Annotated in this window: 17 protein-coding genes and 3 pseudogenes; 14 read left to right on the forward strand and 6 right to left on the reverse strand. The window is 69.8% G+C overall.

The genetic code is table 11. From position 1 onward, the window contains the following. Nucleotides 1-323: 323 nt before the first annotated feature. The 4 genes and pseudogenes from ACFWYS_RS44445 to ACFWYS_RS44460 form a co-directional block, all read right to left on the reverse strand. Nucleotides 324-1,376, reverse strand: coding sequence for an alcohol dehydrogenase catalytic domain-containing protein (locus tag ACFWYS_RS44445; protein WP_384782353.1), 1,053 nt, complete (start codon nt 1,374-1,376; stop codon nt 324-326). Between the two features lie 25 nt (nt 1,377-1,401). Then, nucleotides 1,402-1,557 (reverse strand): hypothetical protein, encoded by a 156-nt coding sequence (locus ACFWYS_RS44450; protein WP_384782387.1) that lies wholly within the window; start codon nt 1,555-1,557, stop codon nt 1,402-1,404. A gap of 592 nt (nt 1,558-2,149) precedes the next feature. Then, nucleotides 2,150-2,847 (reverse strand): annotated as a pseudogene (locus ACFWYS_RS44455) (hypothetical protein); the annotation flags it as partial. A gap of 153 nt (nt 2,848-3,000) precedes the next feature. Beyond that, on the reverse strand, nt 3,001-3,750 hold the full coding sequence (locus ACFWYS_RS44460) for an alpha/beta fold hydrolase (RefSeq protein WP_384782355.1): 750 nt from the start codon (nt 3,748-3,750) through the stop codon (nt 3,001-3,003). 255 nt (nt 3,751-4,005) lie between these two features. Here ACFWYS_RS44460 and ACFWYS_RS44465 point away from each other — a divergent pair, with 255 nt between their 5' ends. The 13 genes and pseudogenes from ACFWYS_RS44465 (at nt 4,006) to ACFWYS_RS44525 (ending at nt 16,340) form a co-directional block, all read left to right on the forward strand. Continuing rightward, the gene (locus tag ACFWYS_RS44465) at nt 4,006-5,205 is read left to right on the forward strand and encodes an acetyl-CoA C-acyltransferase (RefSeq protein ID WP_384782357.1); all 1,200 of its coding nucleotides are present in this window, start codon (nt 4,006-4,008) and stop codon (nt 5,203-5,205) included. After that, complete coding sequence (locus ACFWYS_RS44470; RefSeq protein ID WP_384782359.1) at nt 5,205-5,831, forward strand: HAD family hydrolase; 627 nt, start codon at nt 5,205-5,207, stop codon at nt 5,829-5,831. The genes ACFWYS_RS44465 and ACFWYS_RS44470 overlap by 1 nt, the downstream gene beginning before the upstream one ends. Nucleotides 5,832-5,973: 142 nt before the next feature. Next, nucleotides 5,974-7,500, forward strand: a complete 1,527-nt coding sequence (locus tag ACFWYS_RS44475) for a class I adenylate-forming enzyme family protein (RefSeq protein ID WP_384782361.1) — start codon at nt 5,974-5,976, stop codon at nt 7,498-7,500. Nucleotides 7,501-7,585: 85 nt separating this feature from the next. Further along, nucleotides 7,586-8,281: a TetR/AcrR family transcriptional regulator gene (locus ACFWYS_RS44480; RefSeq protein ID WP_384782363.1), complete on the forward strand. Its 696-nt coding sequence runs from the start codon at nt 7,586-7,588 to the stop codon at nt 8,279-8,281. A 143-nt stretch (nt 8,282-8,424) separates the two neighbouring features. Further along, complete coding sequence (locus ACFWYS_RS44485) at nt 8,425-9,243, forward strand: SDR family oxidoreductase (RefSeq protein ID WP_384782365.1); 819 nt, start codon at nt 8,425-8,427, stop codon at nt 9,241-9,243. Then, complete coding sequence (locus ACFWYS_RS44490) at nt 9,240-10,055, forward strand: enoyl-CoA hydratase-related protein (RefSeq protein WP_384782367.1); 816 nt, start codon at nt 9,240-9,242, stop codon at nt 10,053-10,055. The genes ACFWYS_RS44485 and ACFWYS_RS44490 overlap by 4 nt, the downstream gene beginning before the upstream one ends. Next, nucleotides 10,042-11,271, forward strand: a complete 1,230-nt coding sequence (locus ACFWYS_RS44495) for an acyl-CoA dehydrogenase family protein (RefSeq protein ID WP_384782369.1) — start codon at nt 10,042-10,044, stop codon at nt 11,269-11,271. The genes ACFWYS_RS44490 and ACFWYS_RS44495 overlap by 14 nt, the downstream gene beginning before the upstream one ends. 1 nt (nt 11,272) lies before the next feature. Then, complete coding sequence (locus tag ACFWYS_RS44500; RefSeq protein ID WP_384782371.1) at nt 11,273-12,055, forward strand: SDR family oxidoreductase; 783 nt, start codon at nt 11,273-11,275, stop codon at nt 12,053-12,055. Further along, the gene (locus tag ACFWYS_RS44505; protein ID WP_384782373.1) at nt 12,048-13,082 is read left to right on the forward strand and encodes a phosphotransferase family protein; all 1,035 of its coding nucleotides are present in this window, start codon (nt 12,048-12,050) and stop codon (nt 13,080-13,082) included. Before ACFWYS_RS44500 ends, ACFWYS_RS44505 begins: the two co-directional genes overlap by 8 nt. 141 nt (nt 13,083-13,223) lie before the next feature. Beyond that, entirely contained in the window at nt 13,224-14,021 is a 798-nt protein-coding gene (locus ACFWYS_RS44510) for an SDR family oxidoreductase (RefSeq protein ID WP_384782375.1), read from the forward strand. A gap of 75 nt (nt 14,022-14,096) precedes the next feature. Beyond that, a pseudogene (locus tag ACFWYS_RS44515) lies at nt 14,097-14,872 on the forward strand (class I adenylate-forming enzyme family protein); the annotation flags it as partial. A 45-nt stretch (nt 14,873-14,917) separates the two neighbouring features. Beyond that, the gene (locus ACFWYS_RS44520; RefSeq protein WP_384782385.1) at nt 14,918-15,802 is read left to right on the forward strand and encodes an acyl-CoA thioesterase; all 885 of its coding nucleotides are present in this window, start codon (nt 14,918-14,920) and stop codon (nt 15,800-15,802) included. 31 nt (nt 15,803-15,833) lie between these two features. After that, entirely contained in the window at nt 15,834-16,340 is a 507-nt protein-coding gene (locus ACFWYS_RS44525) for an enoyl-CoA hydratase/isomerase family protein (RefSeq protein ID WP_384782377.1), read from the forward strand. 33 nt (nt 16,341-16,373) lie between these two features. On the opposite strand, the pseudogene ACFWYS_RS44530 reads toward ACFWYS_RS44525, so the two are convergent. Continuing rightward, nucleotides 16,374-16,565: pseudogene (locus ACFWYS_RS44530) on the reverse strand (carboxylesterase family protein); the annotation flags it as partial. Further along, the gene (locus ACFWYS_RS44535) at nt 16,562-16,843 is read right to left on the reverse strand and encodes a hypothetical protein (RefSeq protein ID WP_384782379.1); all 282 of its coding nucleotides are present in this window, start codon (nt 16,841-16,843) and stop codon (nt 16,562-16,564) included. The gene ACFWYS_RS44535 and the pseudogene ACFWYS_RS44530, both read right to left, overlap by 4 nt. Before the next feature lie 366 nt (nt 16,844-17,209). Here ACFWYS_RS44535 and ACFWYS_RS44540 point away from each other — a divergent pair, with 366 nt between their 5' ends. Then, complete coding sequence (locus ACFWYS_RS44540) at nt 17,210-17,773, forward strand: hypothetical protein (RefSeq protein WP_384782381.1); 564 nt, start codon at nt 17,210-17,212, stop codon at nt 17,771-17,773. The last annotated feature ends 100 nt before the right edge of the window (nt 17,774-17,873 follow it).

Raw genomic sequence — 17,873 nt, forward strand, 5'->3', positions numbered from 1 at the left:
ACACCGTGCTCTCGGCCATTGTCGAGGGGGCGTCAGCCGACTCGGTCGGCCGCGTGCAGGGACACGACGGCCTCCACCAGGGCGTGTGGGGCTCCCAGTTGAGCATTGTGTCCGGCATCGGGCACGGTGACCAGCCGGGCGCCCGGTATCCCCGCGGTGAGGCGTCGGGCGTTTCCGCTGAACGAGCAGTTGCCGGGTCACCCCCAGAGCGACCGGGTGATCCGTGGCGAGAAGATCCCCGGCTCAGCCGCGGCGCATGGGCAGTTCAGCCGAGCCAGGAAGTGCCCTGTAGGAGACGAAACCCCGTCCCCTGGTGAACAGGGTCAGCGCGTGGGGTCGAGGAGGATTTTGCGGACGCCGTCGGAGCGGCCGTCGAACAGTTCGTACGCTGCCGGGCCTTGGGAGAGGGCGAAGTGGTGGGAGACGACCACCTCGGGCTTGAGTCGGCCGGCGCGGGTGAGGGCGATCAGGGGAGGGAGTTCGTAGTGCACCGAGCACAGACCGATGGCGAACTCCAGTTCCTTGATCTGCGCCAGGCCCATGTGGAAGGGGAACGCCTTGTTCTGGCTGACCCCGACGACGCTGACCCGGCCGGCTTGCCGGACGGCCTTGAGGGCGAGCTCGATGGTGGCGTCGGAGCCCACGGCTTCCACCACGGCGTCCGGTCCGCGTCCGCCGGTCATGTCCCGGATGGCCGTCCGCGTGTCCTCGCCCTCGACCGGCTCGACGCCCAGGGTGGCGGCGAAGGCGCGGCGCTCCGCGACCAGGTCCGCGCCCAGCACCCGCGCGGCGCCCATTGCGAAGGCGGACTGGGCGGCCATGAGGCCGACCGGGCCGAGGCCGATGACCAGGACGGTCTCGCCGGGCTGGATGCGGGCACGGCGGCAGCCGTACCAGGCGGTGGGGGCGTTGTCCGTCAGGACGACGGCGGCCTCGTCGGAGATGTCCTCGGGCAGATGCACCAGGTTGACATCGGCGTACGGCACCGCGAGGGCCTGGGACTGGCTGCCCTGAAGCTGCGGGCTCACTCCGTAGCACAGCTCCGTGCTGGACTTGGCGCGCTCGCAGCGCGCGGTGAACCCGGCCGCGCACGACCGGCACAGGGCGCAGCCGACCGAGGCGGGCACCAGGACCCGGTCACCGGGCTTGAAGCGGGTGACCTGGCCGCCGGTGTCGACCACCACACCGACGCACTCGTGTCCCGGTGTGTAGCCCAGTTCCGGGCTGAACGGGTTGCCGCGGTAGATGTGCAGGTCGCTGCCGCAGATGCCGGCCGTGGTGACCTGGACGACCGCATCGGTGGGGTGGGTGACGGCCGGATCGGGGACATCGCCGTAGCGGATGTCGTGACGGCCGTGGTAGGTCAGTGCTTTCACCGTATTCTCCCTCCTCTCTGCCCGGTCAGGCCGCGATCTTCAGCACGGGCTTGCCGTGGTTGCCGATCTCCAACGGGCGGACGTAGGACCTGGTCGGCTCCTGGACGTGCTGCTGGTCGGTGGGCCGCGGCTCTCCCACGGGACGTGCGGCCAGGCGCACCTGGCGGTTGATTCTGCTCATCTCCGGCGGCTCCTTCGAGGGTCGCGTGGGATCGGCGGTCAGCGCAGCCGTGCAGGCCGCCGCCTTCGGTGCAGATGCATTCACAGCATACCGTCCAGTCGGTACGGACGGTGAGCGTACGATGGGCTCCCGTCGGAGGCAAGACGTGCCCGGTGCGGCGTACGGCGCGAGCGCGCGGTCCGGGCCCATTCGACGGCCCTCGTGTTTTGGATCCCGGTCGGTGGCCGCCGACCTTGGTGAGATGGCGATGCGCGCGTTCCGCGCAGGTGAGCCGGGCGCGCGCACCGTCGCCGTCCTTGCGCACGAGGACCACAACTCGCCGCACGGGCTGACGGCGGACGAGGTCTACGAGATCGGCCGGCCGGGACCCCTGGTGCGCGTCTGTCCGCTTGCGGAGGAGATCGTCCGTGCGGTGCCCGTCCCGCGGGAGGCCGGTGTATCGATGCTGGGGTGCTCGACGCCTTCCGCCGACGTGGACGGACCCCTTCGACGACCTCATGGTCATGGTCCGCCCGGTCGGTCGAGCTCGAAGGAGGTCGGCGTCGACGTCGGCGCGGCCGAAGGGGCTCGCGAGTTCGGCGAGACGTTCGCAGCCGCTGTCACCCAGGGCGGCGTAGGCGGGAAGGGCCAGCAGGTCGGTGCGGTCCTCGATGTGCCGACGCAGGCGTACGCCTTCCGTGCTGAGGGAGTCGCCGTCGAGAAGGCCTCGCTTGCGCAGGCGCTCCTCGGTCTCGGCCCACTCCTCCTCGGGCCATGCGCGGCTCTTCTTGAGGAAGTCGACGGGAACGTCACCGGTGGCGGCGTGCAGAATCAGGGACTCCAAGCCCCCGACGCCCTCGCTCAGCAAGCACGCGACGTGCCCGTCCCCTCGGAACTCCCGGAGCAGCGTCTGGGCGTGCCACAGCTGCAGCACCGGTTCCTCCGGTCAGGGCAGCGCGGCATGCGCGGCGAACAGCGGGCGGCCCTGGGGATGTCCGCAGGCGGCCTCGGCAGCACTGCGGGGCAGCGCCAGGACCTCGTCCAGAGCGGGCAGCTCGTGGATTCCCGCTCGCCGCAGGGCCTCGCCCGCGGCGGCGTACCGCGCGTCCAGCACCTGTTGTGGCGTCGTCGCGTCCCAGGCCCCGTCGACCGCCCGCCGTACGAGATCGGGGTTGAGGTTGTAGAAGGTCGCGGTGACCAGCTCGGCGGACGCCTGGCCGAACGCGGCGCTCCGGGAGGCGAAGTACCCGGTCGTCGGCTCAGTCCGAGGTCCGCGTACCGCCGCCTTGCCTCGGGGACGAAGTAGATCAAGGCGTGTACGGGCTCAAGGCGACGCCAGGCCGCGCGCTGTCTTCACGGGGTCACCTTTCAGGGAGTCGACGAACTTGGTGGTTGTATTCGCTGCGGTTCAGTACTCGCCTCACTACTCGCCGTGCGTTCGCAGATGGTCGAGCAGCAGGCGGCTCAGCGTTTCGGGCGCCTCCTCCGGGATCCAGTGGCTGACGCCCTGGAGGGTCTCGCCGGGCCGAACGCGCTGTCCTCCGTGCTCCAGACGTACACGGTGGGCACGTCGATGACGCCGATCGCGTTGTCGGGGCGGCCGGCCCGGAACCAGTTCAGCGCCGCGGTGAGAGCGCCCGGCTGGGACAGGTGTCGTACGTAAGCCTCGGCGCTGTCCTGCGGGACCTTCCCGGCGTGGAAGGCGCGTAGCTCTTGGGCGTCGTTGGCGAGCATGCGCTCTTCGGTCGCGGGTGTTTCGCGCCAGTCGATCATGTAGCGCGAGCGTTCACGCTGATCCTGATCGGTGCGCAGGGTGGTGGCCAGAGCGCCGGGGTGCGGGGTCGAGACAACTGTCAGGGTGCGGACGCGGTCGGGGTGGGCGTCCGCGGTCCACCAGGCCACCGCACCTCCCCAGTCGTGGCCGACCAGGTCGAACGCCGCCCAGCCCGGTTCCTCGGTGACGCGGCCACGTCGTCGACGAGAAGGCCGATGCGGTAGTCCTCGGGCCGCTGGGGGGCGGGCGCCGGGGGAGTAGCCGCGCTGGTCGTGAGCCACCACTCGGTAGCCGTGGGCGGCCAGCGCCGCGATCTGCTGCCGCCACACCAACCCGGTCTGCGGGAAGCCGTGCAGCAGGAGCACCGGGCGGCCTTCGGGCGGGCCCGAGACGATCGCGTCGAAGACGCCTGCAGCTGTGGAGATCTTCAGCTCGGTCACGATTCCTCTCCCCATACCGACTGGTCGGTGGCCTTCAGTCGGGGAGGTGGGCCGTCAAGGCCCCGGGCGGCAGGAGCATGGTTGAACATGACGCCGACTTCAACTATAACCGGGTCGGGAGGCTGGCCCTTGACCACTCACAGCGCCCCAGTCGGCGTTCGGCCCCGCCCTCCGGCATCGAGCTCGGCGTACGGAGCTCGGAGTGTGGACCCCGAAGCTCCCGGACGAACCGGACCAACAGGAAGCAGAGGCGACATGAGGGAAGCAGTCATCGTTTCGACGGCGCGGACGCCGATCGGAAAGGCCTACCGCGGCGCGTTCAACGACACCCAGGCGCAGGAGCTCGCCGCCCATGCCCTGTCGCATGCGGTGCGGCGTGCCGGGCTTGAGGGAGGGGAGGTCGAGGACGTCGTTCTGGGCTGCGCCGTGCAGCAGGGGTCCTCCGGTTTCAACGTCGCGCGCCAGGCCGCCCTGCGCGCGGGACTCCCCGACGCCGTGTCGGGGATGACCATCGACCGGCAGTGTTCGTCGGGCCTGATGGCCCTGGCGACGGCCGCCAAGCAGATCGTCTCGGACGGCATGCAGATCGCCGTCGGCGGCGGTGTCGAGTCGATCTCCCTCGTGCAGAACGACCACATGAACACCCACCGGATGACGGATCCCTGGCTGGTCGAGCACAAGCCGGGCATCTACCTGCCGATGCTGCAGACCGCGGAGATCGTCGCCGAACGCTACAGCGTGAGCCGGGAACGCCAGGACGAGTTCGCCCTGGCATCGCAGCAGCGCACCGCGGCGGCCCAGGAAGCCGGCCGGTTCGACCGGGAGATCGTCCCGCTCGCCGGCGTCAAGAAGGTCCTCGACAAGCAGTCCGGGGAGGTGCGTGAGGAGGAGGTCACCCTCACCCGGGACGAGGGCAACCGCGCCTCCACGACGCTCGAAGGCCTGGCCGAGTTGGCGCCGGTGCTGCCCGACGGCCAGGTGAGCGCACACTCCAGCGTGACGGCGGGCAACTCCTCGCAGCTGTCGGACGGGGCTTCGGCGTCGGTGCTGATGGAGTCGAAGGAGGCCGGGCGGCGCGGCCTGGAGCCGCTGGGTGTCTACCGGGGTATGGCCGTTGCCGGCTGCGCGCCCGACGAGATGGGCATCGGGCCGGTGTTCGCCATCCCCAAGCTGCTGAAGCAGCACGGCCTCACGGTCGACGACATCGGCCTGTGGGAGCTCAACGAGGCGTTCGCCTCCCAGGCGCTGTACTGCCGCGACGAACTGCACATCGACCCGGAGCGGTTCAACGTCAACGGCGGGGCCATATCGGTCGGCCACCCGTACGGAATGACCGGTGCCCGCCTGGTGGGGCATGCCCTCATCGAGGGCAAGCGCCGAGGTGTCCGGTACGTGGTGATCTCGATGTGTGTCGGCGGCGGAATGGGCGCGGCCGGACTGTTCGAGGTCGCCTGATGGACAGGAAACGAACCGCCGTCCTGGTCGACTTCGGCGGGGTCATCACCTCCAGTGTGCTGCGGGCCTTCACCGACTTCGGGGCCTCGCTCGGCGGTGACCCGCGCCTGCCGCTGAACCTGCTCAGCCGGGACCAGCCCTCACGCGCCCTCCTGGCCGACCACGAGTGCGGCCGGATCGACGCCGAAGCCTTCGAGCGAGGATTCGCCGAACGACTCCGCGTCCACGGTGCCGTCGTCGAGGCGGAGGGGCTCACGGCCCGGATGCAGGCGGGCATGTCGATCGACCAGGACATGCTCGCGCTGCTCGGTGATCTTCGAGCCGCGGGCCATCCCGTCGCGCTGGTGTCCAATTCGTTCGGCACCGGGACCTACGACGGCGTCGACCTCGCCGCTCTTGCAGACGTGGTCGTCATCTCCGCCGTGGTCGGGATCCGCAAGCCCTCACGACGGATCTACTCGATCGCATGTGAACGTCTCTGTGTCGCCCCGGAGGAGGCAGTCATGATCGACGACCTCCAGCAGAACCTCGACGGAGCGGCCAGGATCGGAATCGGCGGCGTACTTCACACCAGCGCCGCCGACACCCGCCGCCAGCTCGCCGAACTCTTCCGTATCACCACCTGACCGGTCGGCCGATCGGGTGCGGTGAGGTGCGTCATCCGGCCGCCCCGGCAGAGGACTTGACGGGGAGGCCGGGCCAACTCAACCGATCGGCGAGGGCGAGACCCGCACCGACACCAGTTCACACCCCCGGAAGGCACCACTCATGACCAGCGTTTTCGATCCTGTGCGCCGCCACGCGGCCGCCACCCCCGACAACATCGCCCTGCGCGGCGGCACGGATGAGTGGACTTACCGTCAGTTGCACGACGCGAGCGTGGGATATGCGGGTGCGTTGGCCGCCGCGGGCCTGTCCCCCGGGGACCGGGTGCTGCTCACAGTGCCGTCGGTGCCCGAGTTCGTGGTGGCCTACCTCGGGATCCAGGCGGCGGGCTGCGTCGTGGTGCCGGTGAACACCATGTCCACTCGGGCCGAGGTCGAATACGTTCTCGGCGACGCCTCGTGTTCGCTGGCGATCGCCTGGCATGCCCTCGGCCCCGCCGTTGCCGAGGCGGCCGCGGCACTCGAGGTGCCCTTCTGGACGCTGTCCCCGGGCGCGTCGGTCACTGGTGCGCTCCCTGCCGACGTCGTCGACCGGGACCGTGACGAGACCGCGGCCATCCTGTACACCTCGGGTACGACAGGGCGGCCGAAGGGGGCTCAACTCACGGTCGGCAACCTGCTGTCCGCCGGGGAGATCGGCGCCGAGTGCAGCAGGGCCACGAGCGCCGACCGCATTGGCACCGGACTCCCGCTGTTCCACGTGTTCGGTCAGGCCTCGGTCCTGATGGCGGCCCTGACCGCGGGCGGCTCGATGTCGTTGCTGGCCCGGTTCGACCCGGCGTCGATGCTGGAGATGCTGCGCCGCGACCGGCTCACCATCATGGCCGGCGTGCCGACCATGTGGAACGCGATGCTGCACGCGGCGGGCGATGCGAGCCCGGCGGACTTCGCCCAGCTCCGTGTCGCCGTCTCCGGCGGTGCGTCGCTGCCCGGCGAGATCGCCCGCGCCTTCGAGGCCCGCTTCGGCTGCACCATCCTGGAGGGGTACGGGCTCACCGAGACCACGGCGTTCGGCACCTTCAACGACATCGACCGCGGCGGCAAGACCGGATACACCGGCCGGGCGGTCCCGGGGCTGCAGGTGCAGGTGCGGGACAGTGACGGCAACAAGTGCCCGCCGGGCAGCGTCGGCGAGGTCCACATCAAGGGGCCCACGGTGATGCGGGGCTACTGGAACCGCCCCGCGGACACCGCCGCGGCGATCTCACCCGACGGCTGGTTCCGGACCGGCGACCTCGGCGAGAGGGACACGGACGGCGACCTGCGGATCGTCGACCGCATCAAGGACCTGATCATCCGCGGCGGCTACAACGTCTACCCCGGTGAGGTCGAGGAAGTGCTCTACGAGCACCCCGACATCGTCGAGGCGGCCGTCATCGGGGTGCCCGACGACCACTACGGCGAGGAGGTCGCCGCTCTCATCGCGGCCCGGCCCCGTTCGGAACTCGGAGCCGCCGAGGTGTCCGGTTGGGCGCGCGAGCGGCTGTCCGCCTACAAGATCCCGCGTATCGTCCGGTTCGTCGACGCCCTGCCCAAGGGCCCGACGGGGAAGATCCTCAAGCGGTCCATCGACCGTAGCGCTCTGACCCGCGACACCGAGCTCGGCGACGTTGCCGCCGGTCGCCAATGAGCCTCGGAGAGCAGGACATCAACCGGCCCCGCCGGCCCCTTGGGGGTTTGTGACTCCGGCGTCGGATTCAAGTAAAGTCCCGGGGGTGGATACCACTGCGCCCGAGGAGACCGACGGTGAGAAGCCGCCGCCCGTGGCGCCCTTCTCGCAGCTTCGTGAGCCGCCGCCGACGCAGCGCGGGGCGCGGACACGGGCCGCTCTGGTGAAGGCCGCGCGGAAGGTGTTCGAGCGGGACGGGTACCTCGACACCCGCCTGACCGACATCACCAAAGAGGCTCGATGCGCGGCGGGATCCTTCTACACCTACTTCGCCAACAAGGAAGAGGTGCTCGCCGCCGTCCTTCTGGAGGCGCAGGAGGACATGATGCACCCGGGTATGGGCCGGGTGCAGGATGCCGACGATCCCTATGCGGTGCTTGAGGCGAGCAATCGCGCCTATCTCGCGGCGTACCGGCGCAACGCGAAGCTGATGGGGCTGCTTGAGCAGGTCGCACAAGTGGAGCCGGAATTCCGTGAGTTCCGCAGGCGGCGCGGGGACGCGTTCATCCGCCGGAATGCCCGAGGCATCGCCGAACTGCAGGAGCGCGGTGTCGCAGACCGGGAGGTCGATCCGATGATGGCGTCCCGTGCGCTGTCGGGGATGGTCAGCGTCATGGCCTACAACGCCTTCGTTCGCAGTCAAGGGCAGGAAGAAGAAAGTACGCCGGTGGACTTCGAGGAACTCGTGTCCACGGTCACCCGGCTCTGGGCGAACGCTCTCCGGTTCCCCGGCCACCGCTGATCCGCCTGCCTCACAGCCGCTCACACCCTCTGGGTTGGGCGGCTTTCTTCATGCGGTTCCGTGTGCGCAACTATTGAACTTGACGTCGGATTCAATTATAAAAGTCGGGCGCATCGCACGCCCCGTCGACGGAGAGGGTTGCCGTGAACCTTGCAGAAAGAGTCGCCATCGTCACCGGTGGGGGTGGCGGCATCGGCAGCGCGCTGGTCGCACGGCTCGCCCGCGAGGGTGCCCGGGTCGTCGTCGCAGACCTCGACGCGGAGGCCGCGCGGGCGGTGGCGGAGACAGTCAACGCCGACCACCCGGGAAGCACCGTCAGCGCCGGCGCGGACGTGTCGGACACCGCCCGGATTCAGGAGCTGATCGACCTGGCGGAGAGCACGTTCGGCCCGGTCGACCTCTACTTCGCGAACGCGGGCATCGGCGGGGCACCCGGCCTCGACGCGAGCGAGCCGGACTGGGACCTCTCGATCGACGTGAACCTGCGAGCCCATATCCGTGCGGCGAAGCTGCTGGTACCCCGGTGGCTCGAGCGCGGTGAGGGCTACTTCGTCAGCACCGCCTCGGCGGCCGGGCTGCTCACCCAGATCGGCTCCGCCACGTACGCCGTCACCAAGCACGCGGCCGTCGGCTTCGCCGAGTGGCTGAGCGTCACCTACGGCGATCGCGGGGTCCGGGTCAGCTGTCTGTGCCCGATGGGAGTGAACACCAGGATGCTGTCCGCCGGGGAGGACTCCGGGGACGCGCTGGGCAGAGCCGCGACACGGGCCGTCACCTCCGCCGGTGACGTCCTGGAGCCGGCCGAAGTCGCCGACGCCGTCCTGGCCGCGATGGACGACGAGCGCTTCCTGATCCTGCCGCACGAGGACGTTCTAGAGATGTACCGGCAGAAGGGTTCGGACTACGACCGCTGGCTGCGCGGGATGCGCCGCTACCAGAGCTCCCTGCTGGCACAGGCGTGACCGGCGTACCGCCGGGCGAGCTCGTCCTCGCCGAACACCGAGGGCCGGTGCTGCTGGTCACGTTCAACCGGCCCGCCAAGCTGAACGCCTGGAACGACGAACTCGAGGACCGCTATTTCGCGTTGCTCGACGCCGCCGAGGACGACCCGGACGTACGTGCCGTCGTGGTCACCGGCGCGGGACGCGGATTCTGCGCGGGAGCCGACCTGCAACTGCTGCAGGCGGTCGGTGAGGCCTCCGAGGCGGACCGGCCACCGCGCCGTCCGCGGGACCTTCCGCGGACCCTGCGCAAACCGCTGATCGGCGCGATCAACGGGGTGGCCGCCGGCCTGGGCATGGTGGAGGCGCTCTACTGCGACCTTCGCTTCGGTTCGCCCTCGGCCCGGTTCACCACAGCCTTCGCGCAACGCGGGCTGATCGCCGAGTACGGAATCTCCTGGCTGTTGCCCCGGCTGGTGGGGCACAGCCGGGCAGCGGACCTTTTGCTGTCGAGTCGCATGGTCGATGCCGAGGAGGCCTTCCGCATCGGACTCCTCGACCACCTGGTCCCCACCGGCAGCGTGGTGGATGCCGCCGTCGCGTACGCCGCCGATCTGGCGCGGCGCTGCTCCCCGGCATCCATGGCCACCATCAAGAGCCAACTGAGCAACGACGCGGACGCCGCCTACGCCGATTCCGTGTCCCGGGCGGAAGACCTCATGCTCCGGGCCTTCCGCGGGTCCGACGTCGTCGAAGGCGTGGCCAGTCACCTGGACAAGCGCCCGCCCAACTTTCCCTCCCTACCCGTAAGGAGTTCGGATGTCCCTGTTTGAGATGTCGGACCGCGCCAAGAAGTACCGGGCGGATCTGCTCGAGTTCATGGATGAGCACATCTACCCCGCCGAGGCGGTGTACGACGAGCAGATGCGCGCGTCGGGCGACCCGCACTTCCACCCGCCGATCCTCGAGGAGCTCAAGGCGGAGGCGCGCAGGCGTGGCCTGTGGAACCTGTTCCACCCGCACCCGGAGTGGGGCCCCGGTCTGACGAACCTCGAGTACGCGCCGCTGGCGGAGATCATGGGCCGCAGCCACATCGCCTCCGAGGCGTGCAACTGCAACGCGCCCGACACCGGCAACGCGGAAGTGCTCACCCTCTTCGGCACCGACGAGCACAAGGAGAAGTACCTCAAGCCCCTGCTCGACGGCACGATGGCCTCCGCCTTCGCGATGACCGAGCCGCGTGTCGCCAGCTCCGACGCCACCAACATCGAGCTGCGGATGGAGCGCGACGGCGACGAGTACGTGCTCAACGGCCGCAAGTGGTTCGCCTCGAACGCGATGCACAAGAACTGCAAGGTGCTCATCGTGATGGGCAAGACCGACCCCACGGCGGCCCCGCATCGCCAGCAGTCGATGATGGTCGTCCCGATCGACGCCCCCGGCGTCACCGTGGTCCGCAACCTCCCGGTGTTCGGGTACGCGGATCGCGAGGGCCATGCGGAGATCACCTTCGAGAATGTCCGGGTGCCGGCCAAGGACCTCCTCAAGGGCGAGGGTGAGGGTTTCGCGATCAGCCAGGCCCGGCTCGGGCCCGGCCGTATCCACCACTGCATGCGGGCCATCGGCGCGGCCGAGCGGGCGCTGGAACTGATGTGCCGGCGCGCACAGTCACGGGTGACCTTCGGCAGTCCGGTCGCCGAACGTTCCAACATCCAGGACTGGATCGCGGAAGCGCGTATCGACATCGAGATGATCCGCCTGCTCACGCTCAAGGCCGCGTACCTGATGGACACGGTCGGGAACAAGGAAGCGCGCACCGAGATCGCAGCCATCAAGGTGGCCGCCCCCGACATCGCGTTGAAGATCATCGACCGCGCGATCCAGGTGCATGGCGGAGCGGGGGTGACCGACGACTTCCCGCTGGCCATGATGTACGCGCATCTGCGGACGCTGCGGCTGGCGGACGGTCCCGACGAGGTCCACAAGCGGGCCATCGCCAAGCAGGAACTGCGGCAGTACCGCGACGCGGCGACGGCGGTGGTGAGCTGAGATGGCAGGACTCGATCTCACCGGTCGCACCGCCGTCGTCACCGGCGCCTCGCGCGGCATCGGGCTGGCGATCGCCCAGGCCATCGCGGAGGCCGGCGGAAACGTCGTCCTCACCTCCCGCTCCCAGGAGGCGGCGGACGCCGCCGCGGCCCAGGTTAAGGGCACGGCGGTCGGCGTCGGTGCGCACGCGGTCGACGAAGAGGCGGCCCGGCGTTGTGTGGATCTGGCACTAGAGCGCTTCGGCAGCCTGGACATCCTCGTCAACAACGCGGGCACCAACCCGGCCTTCGGGCCGGTCATCGACCAGGACCACGGCCGGTTCGCGAAAACCTTCGACGTGAACCTGTGGGCTCCCGTCCTGTGGACGGGTCTGGCAACGCGGGCCTGGATGGGGGAGCACGGCGGCGCGGTCGTCAACACCGCGTCGGTGGGCGGCATGGCATCCGAGGCGAACATCGGGCTGTACAACGCCTCCAAGGCCGCGCTGATCCATGTCACCAAGCAACTGGCCCTGGAGCTCTCGCCGAAGGTACGCGTCAACGCGGTGGCACCGGGTGTGGTGCGCACCAAGCTGGCCGAAGCTCTGTGGAAGGAGCACGAGGAGGAGGTGTCCGCCGCGGTGGCGCTGGGCCGCATCGGGGAGCCTGCCGACATCGCCTCCGCGGTCGCCTTCCTCGTTTCGGACGCCGCGAGTTGGATCACCGGTGAGACCATGGTGATCGACGGCGGTCAACTGCTCGGTGACGCGCTCCCGTTCAGGCAAGGAGCTGGCATCGGTGTCTAGCGCGGACATCGTCGGAATCGACGCCGGGGCGGTGGGCCGCTGGTTCGCCTCCCTCGGCGTCGACTTCGCCGGGCCCTTGGCCTTCGAGCGGATCGGGCTGGGCCAGTCGAATCTGACGTATCTCGTAAAGGATCAGGACGGCCGCAGCTGGGTGCTGCGGCGCCCACCGCTGGGTCACCTGCTGGCGTCGGCGCACGACGTGGCCCGCGAGGCGCGGATTCTGACCGCCCTGCAGAGCACCGCCGTCCCGACCCCGCGGGTGTTCGGGCTGACCGACGATCCGGCCGTGACCGACGTCCCGCTGCTGCTCATGGAGTTCGTGGACGGCCAGGTCGTCGACAGGATGTCGATCGCGCGGTCGTTGACGCCCGAGCGCCGCAGGGCGATCGGGATGTCGTTGCCGCGGACGCTGGCGAAGGTCCACGCGGTCGATCTTGAGGCGACCGGGCTGACCGGTCTGGCCAGCCACAAGCCGTATGCGCAGCGTCAGCTCAAGCGGTGGTCGGCCCAGTGGGAGAGGTCCAGGACCCGCGAGCTGCCCGCCCTGGAGGACCTCACCCGGCGCCTTGTCGCAGCCGTGCCGGAGCAGCGCGAACTGACGCTCGTGCACGGCGACTTCCATCTGCGCAACGTCATCACTTCCTACGACAGCGGGGAGGTGACCGCGGTGCTCGACTGGGAACTGTCGACGTTGGGGGATCCGCTGGCGGACCTGGGCAGCCTGCTGGCCTACTGGCCGGCCAAGGGTGAGAACACCTCGGGCGACTTCGCCGCGACCGCTCTCGAAGGCTTCCCGACCCGCGAGGAACTCGTGGCGGCCTACTCGGCGGCGTCGGGACGCGACCTGACGGCGCTGGGCTACTGGCACGCGATGGGCCTGTGGAAGGTCGCGATCATCGCGGAGGGCGTCATGCGCCGCGCGATGGACGAACCGCGGAACAAGGCCGCGTCCGGGACTCCGACCGTGGAGCGCATCGACGCGCTGGTGGCGAAGGCCCACGAAATCGCGGACACGGCAGGTGTTTGAACCGATCGCCTGCTCACGGGACTTTGACACTCACGTACATAGGAATGGAGCGGTGATGAGCCAAGCAGTCATCGTATCGACGGCGCGTACGCCGATCGGTATGGCGTGTATGGGCGCGGCAGGGCTGCGCGGGGTGATGTCGTGAATCCCGCCGCGCTGTTCGACGTCAGCGGAAAGACCGTGGTGGTGACCGGCGGCTCACGCGGAATCGGGCTGATGATCGCGCACGGTTTTGTGGCGGCCGGCGCCACGGTGATCATCAGTTCCCGCAACGCCGAGGCGTGCGAGCGGGCGGCAGCGGAGTTGTCCGCGTTGACGTCAGCCGGCGCCGGAACCTGTCTGGCGCACCCGGCGGACCTGTCCACCGCCGAGGGCCTCGAGAGTCTGGCCGAGCGGGTCGCCCAGGTCGCGCCGCGGCTGCACGTCCTCGTCAACAATGCGGGAGCCGCCTGGGGCGCGCCGATCGGCGAGTTCCCAGACTCGGGCTTCGACAAGGTGCTGAACGTCAACGTCAAGGCGGTCTTCTCGCTGACGCAACGGCTGCTGCCGCAGTTGCGGGCGGCCGCCACCGCGGAGGACCCCGCGCGAGTGATCAACATCGGGTCGATCGACGGGCTAGTGGTCTCCGCGTCCGACAACTTCTCCTACGTCGCGAGCAAGGCGGCGGTGCACATGCTGACCCGCAAGATGGCCGCGACGCTGGCGAGTGAACACATCACCGTCAACGCCCTTGCTCCTGGCCCCTTCCCGACCAAGATGATGGCGCACGTCCTGGACGACCCCGAATTGCGGGACGCCGTGGTCGACCGCGTGCCCCTCGGCCGTGTCGGCACCCCGGAGGACATCGCGAGTCCCGCGATCTTCCTGGCCTCCCGCGCGGGCGCCTATCTGACCGGCACTGTGATCCCCGTGGACGGCGGGATCTCCGGGACGCGCTGACCGGTCGCAAGTGCAGGTGATCCGCGCCACGCGTAAGCCCCTCCACACTCTCTCCTGAAAGGCGGTTCGGCGGCGATGAGCTGGTTCGACGACAGGCCGTGGACGGCGCAGTACACCGAAAGGCTGCGGGAGGTGGAACCGGTCCCGGCCCGCACCGCGCTGGAGCTGCTGGCCGACGCGGTGTCCACTGCCCCCCAGGGCCCGGCCATCAGCTACCTCGGTGGGACGCTGACCTACCGGGAAGTGGACGAGCTCTCCGACGGGGTGGCGCACCACCTGTTCGAGCGCGGCTTCCGTGCCGGCGACCGGCTGGCGCTGTACCTGCAGAACGTTCCGCAGTTCGTCCTGGCGCTGTTCGGTGCCTGGAAGGCGGGCGGCGCGGTCGTACCACTGAATCCGATGTACCGGGACGAGCTCGCGCACATCCTCACCGACGCGGGAGTGTCGGCGATCGTGTGCGATGAGCGGGCCTGGACGGAACACGTCCGAGAGCGTGCTGTCGCGGCCGGGGTGACGACAGCGCTCACCGCCGGCCCACTGGACCTGCAAACGCTGTACGACGCGCGAATCTTCGCCGGAACGCCTCCGGGTTCAAGGTGTGGCCGCGCGAGGTCGAGGACGTCCTCTACCGGCACCCCGCCGTGCGCGAGGCGGCCGTGGTCGGTGTGTCCGACCCCTAACGCGGCGAGACGGTGGCGGCCTTCGTCAGCCTCAGGCCTGGAGGATCCGTCGAGCCCGAAGAGCTGGTCGCCCACTGCCGCGAGCACCTGGCCGCCTACAAGGCCCCTCGGACCGTCGGCATCCGGGACGAGCAGCCCAAGACAACCAGCGGCAAGATCCTGCGCCGCGAAACTGCGCGGCAAGACATCCGCGTGACGAGCGAGAGGAGCCCCAGCATGGCCGGCCTGCCAGAGGTCCTGGCCCTCGACGAGACCGGGCCGGACCGGTTCCGGTCAGGCCCGATCCCCAGCGAGTGGGCGCGGACTTTCGGGGGCCAGATCGCCGCCCAGTCGCTGATGGCCGCGGCGCGCACCCTCGACCGGTCGTACTCGGCTCACTCGCTGCATGGCTACTTCCTGCGGCCCGGCCGCCCGCACGAGCCGACCGACCATCTGGTCGAGCGGCTGCGCGACGGCGGTAGTTTCTGCACCCGCCGGGTGACCGCGGTCCAGGCGGGGGAGGCGATCTTCACGGTGACGGCGTCGTTCCATCGCGGGGATGAAGGGTTCTCCCACCAGGTGGACATGCCGGCGGTGTCGGCACCTGACGACATCCCGGAGTCCGACCGCATCAACGGCTGGGGCATGCCACGGCCCGCGGAGTGGCGCCACTGGGACATGCGATGGGTGCCCGGGGGCGAGAGAGGCCACGTCCCGGGGCTGCCGGCCTGCCAGCGGGTGTGGATCCGGTACGGCCGCCCGCTGCCGGACGACGCTGCCGTCCACGCCTGCGCACTGACCTATCTCAGCGACATGGCGCTGCTGGGCTCCGCGCGCCTGCCACATCCGCAAACCGCCGTACAGGGCGCGTCGTTGGACCATTCGCTGTGGTTCCTGCGTCCCTTCCGCGCCGACGAGTGGCTGTTGTACGACCAGGTCTCCCCTTCGGCCGAGCACGGCCGGGCGCTCACCCGCGGAAGGCTGTTCGACACGGGCGGGCGTCTGGTGGCCGCCGTCGCGCAGGAGGGACTCATGCGCTTCGCCCGGCCGCGGCCGACGGAGGGCGGTGACCAGGAAATGTCCCTGTCATCCCCCGCTCCAGCTCTCCCCGACCCGCGGTGACCACAGATTCGTCAAGGAAGTGGTGTCACCCATGTCCACCCAGTACAGCGCCATCGGACGCACAGCGATCCTCCGCCTCGACAATCCGCCGGTCAACGGGCTCGGCCACGCGACACGGCAGGGTATGGTGCAGGGTCTGCACCATGCCCTCGACTCCGGCGACGTCGATGCCGTCGTGCTCACCGGCCGCGAGGGATTCTTCTCCGCCGGGGCCGACATCACGGAGTTCGGCACCCCGAAGACCACCGCGGAGCCGACCCTCGGCGACGTCATCGCGGCTCTGGAACCCGCGGACAAGCCCGTCGTGGCCGCGATCGACGGCACATGTTTCGGCGGCGGACTGGAACTCGCGCTGGGCGCCCATTACCGGGTTGCGACGTCGAAGAGCAGGATCGGGCTTCCCGAGGTGAACCTGGGACTGGTCCCCGGCGCCGGCGGCACCCAGCGGCTGCCCCTCGAACAGGCCGCCGACGCCCAGTGCCTCAACCGCGAGGGCCATACCCGCGGCAAAGGTCGTCATCGCCAGCGTCAGCGGTAACTGGGGGCAGGGGTGGGCCGGTTCGGTCGCATCCCTTACGCCGGACCACCGCGCCGCGGATCGCGGCGGACGCCAGCGGAGCTCACCGGTGGGCGGGGCGGCGACCGGGGAGTCGGGGCCGGAAGCGGCGCGGGCAGTGGGCGGGGGAACGGTCAGTGACAGGAGCAGGGCCGCGACGGCGGCTGTGGTGCGGGCCAGGGTGTGGCGCAGACTCGGGGCTCTCATCCATCACTCAGCGTCACGGTGTCCGTGGGGCCGCCGCTGTCCGCCGGCGGTCCGACGAGCGGATCACGGCTCGGCAGATCACCCGCGGCGGTCAGTCGGCAGTTGCCGTCGCCGTCGATGTTGTGACCCAGCGACGTGATGGTGGCGAACGCCTTCTCGCAGTCGTCGGCGGCGCCGTCGACGGTGTTGCCCGCGACGACGGAGTTGCGCAGGGTCATCGGCCCCAGCGGCAGATCGACGATGTCGGGGTGGCGCTGGAACGCTTCCGTGGGCGGCAAAGGTGGTGCGGCGTCATGGGGAATGGCTGCTGGGGGTAGGTCGGCTGGAAGATCGTGTCCCGCCAGTACGTGCTGAACGGGCTCGGAAGGCACGCCGCAACCGCGTCTCGCACAGCGGCCGACGGCGGGAGCTGGCTGACCAGTTCGGCTCGATCCCGGCCGCCGAAGCCCTCAGCGACATTGCCGGGCGCGGATCTCGGCCACGGCCGCCATGCAGCCCGCTGGTGGTGGGGCTCGATTCAAAGCCGTTCTGTCGGGCATGACGGATCGGTGCGGCGCAGCCAGTGACGCCGGCCACCCCGACAGCATCGACCCGCTCGCGCCCGACCGGGTGGAGCGGTGATGTGACGGCCGCCGACTCGGGACATGGGCTCACGCGGCCTGCGAGAGACCCTCGGTCGCCGGCTCGTCGCCGCGCAGAGGGGTGAAGTCGACGTTCAGGCGCGGGTTCTGGAGCGGGATTTCACGGGGCGCTGGGCCGCGGTGGCCGTCCTGGTCGAGCTGGCGGTGGTGTTCCTCGTGTTGATCTTTCCGGTCACGCGGGTGCTCGCGCGATGGGTGCAGCTGTCCAGCTCCTGGGTTGCTCCCGGTTCGCCACTCGCGGAGGTGCCTGTCATGGTGGAGTGCGACCTGAACGAGGTCGTGGTCTTTCTTGATCACATCAAGGGGTGCAAGGACATCTCCACCATCTTGGTCCACCCTGAGCTTGGCTTGGATCCGGTGTCGGAGCTCCAGCCACTGGTCGAGGAGGCGTGGGAGGCTCTGCGGTGCCTGCACGATCTGGAACGGGTCCGGCGGTCGATGTGGGACCTGTTCGGCAACTCGCCCCTCTGCGCTGCCGCGGACCGGGTCATCGAACTGGTCGCCCACTACTGCACGGTGCGCGCGACACAGATATGTGAAGTCGGCGGCCGCCGCCTGGCTGCGTGACCGGAGCCTGCGGGCCGACGTGGAGTTCGTCCAGCCGGGCGGGGCGCCGATCGGCTTGGTGGTGGTCATCCGGTTCCCTCGGAGTTCAGCGCGCTGGTGT

This window comes from Streptomyces sp. NPDC059010 (genome assembly GCF_042740355.1).
In the GTDB taxonomy this organism is placed as follows: Bacteria; Actinomycetota; Actinomycetes; order Streptomycetales; family Streptomycetaceae; genus Streptomyces.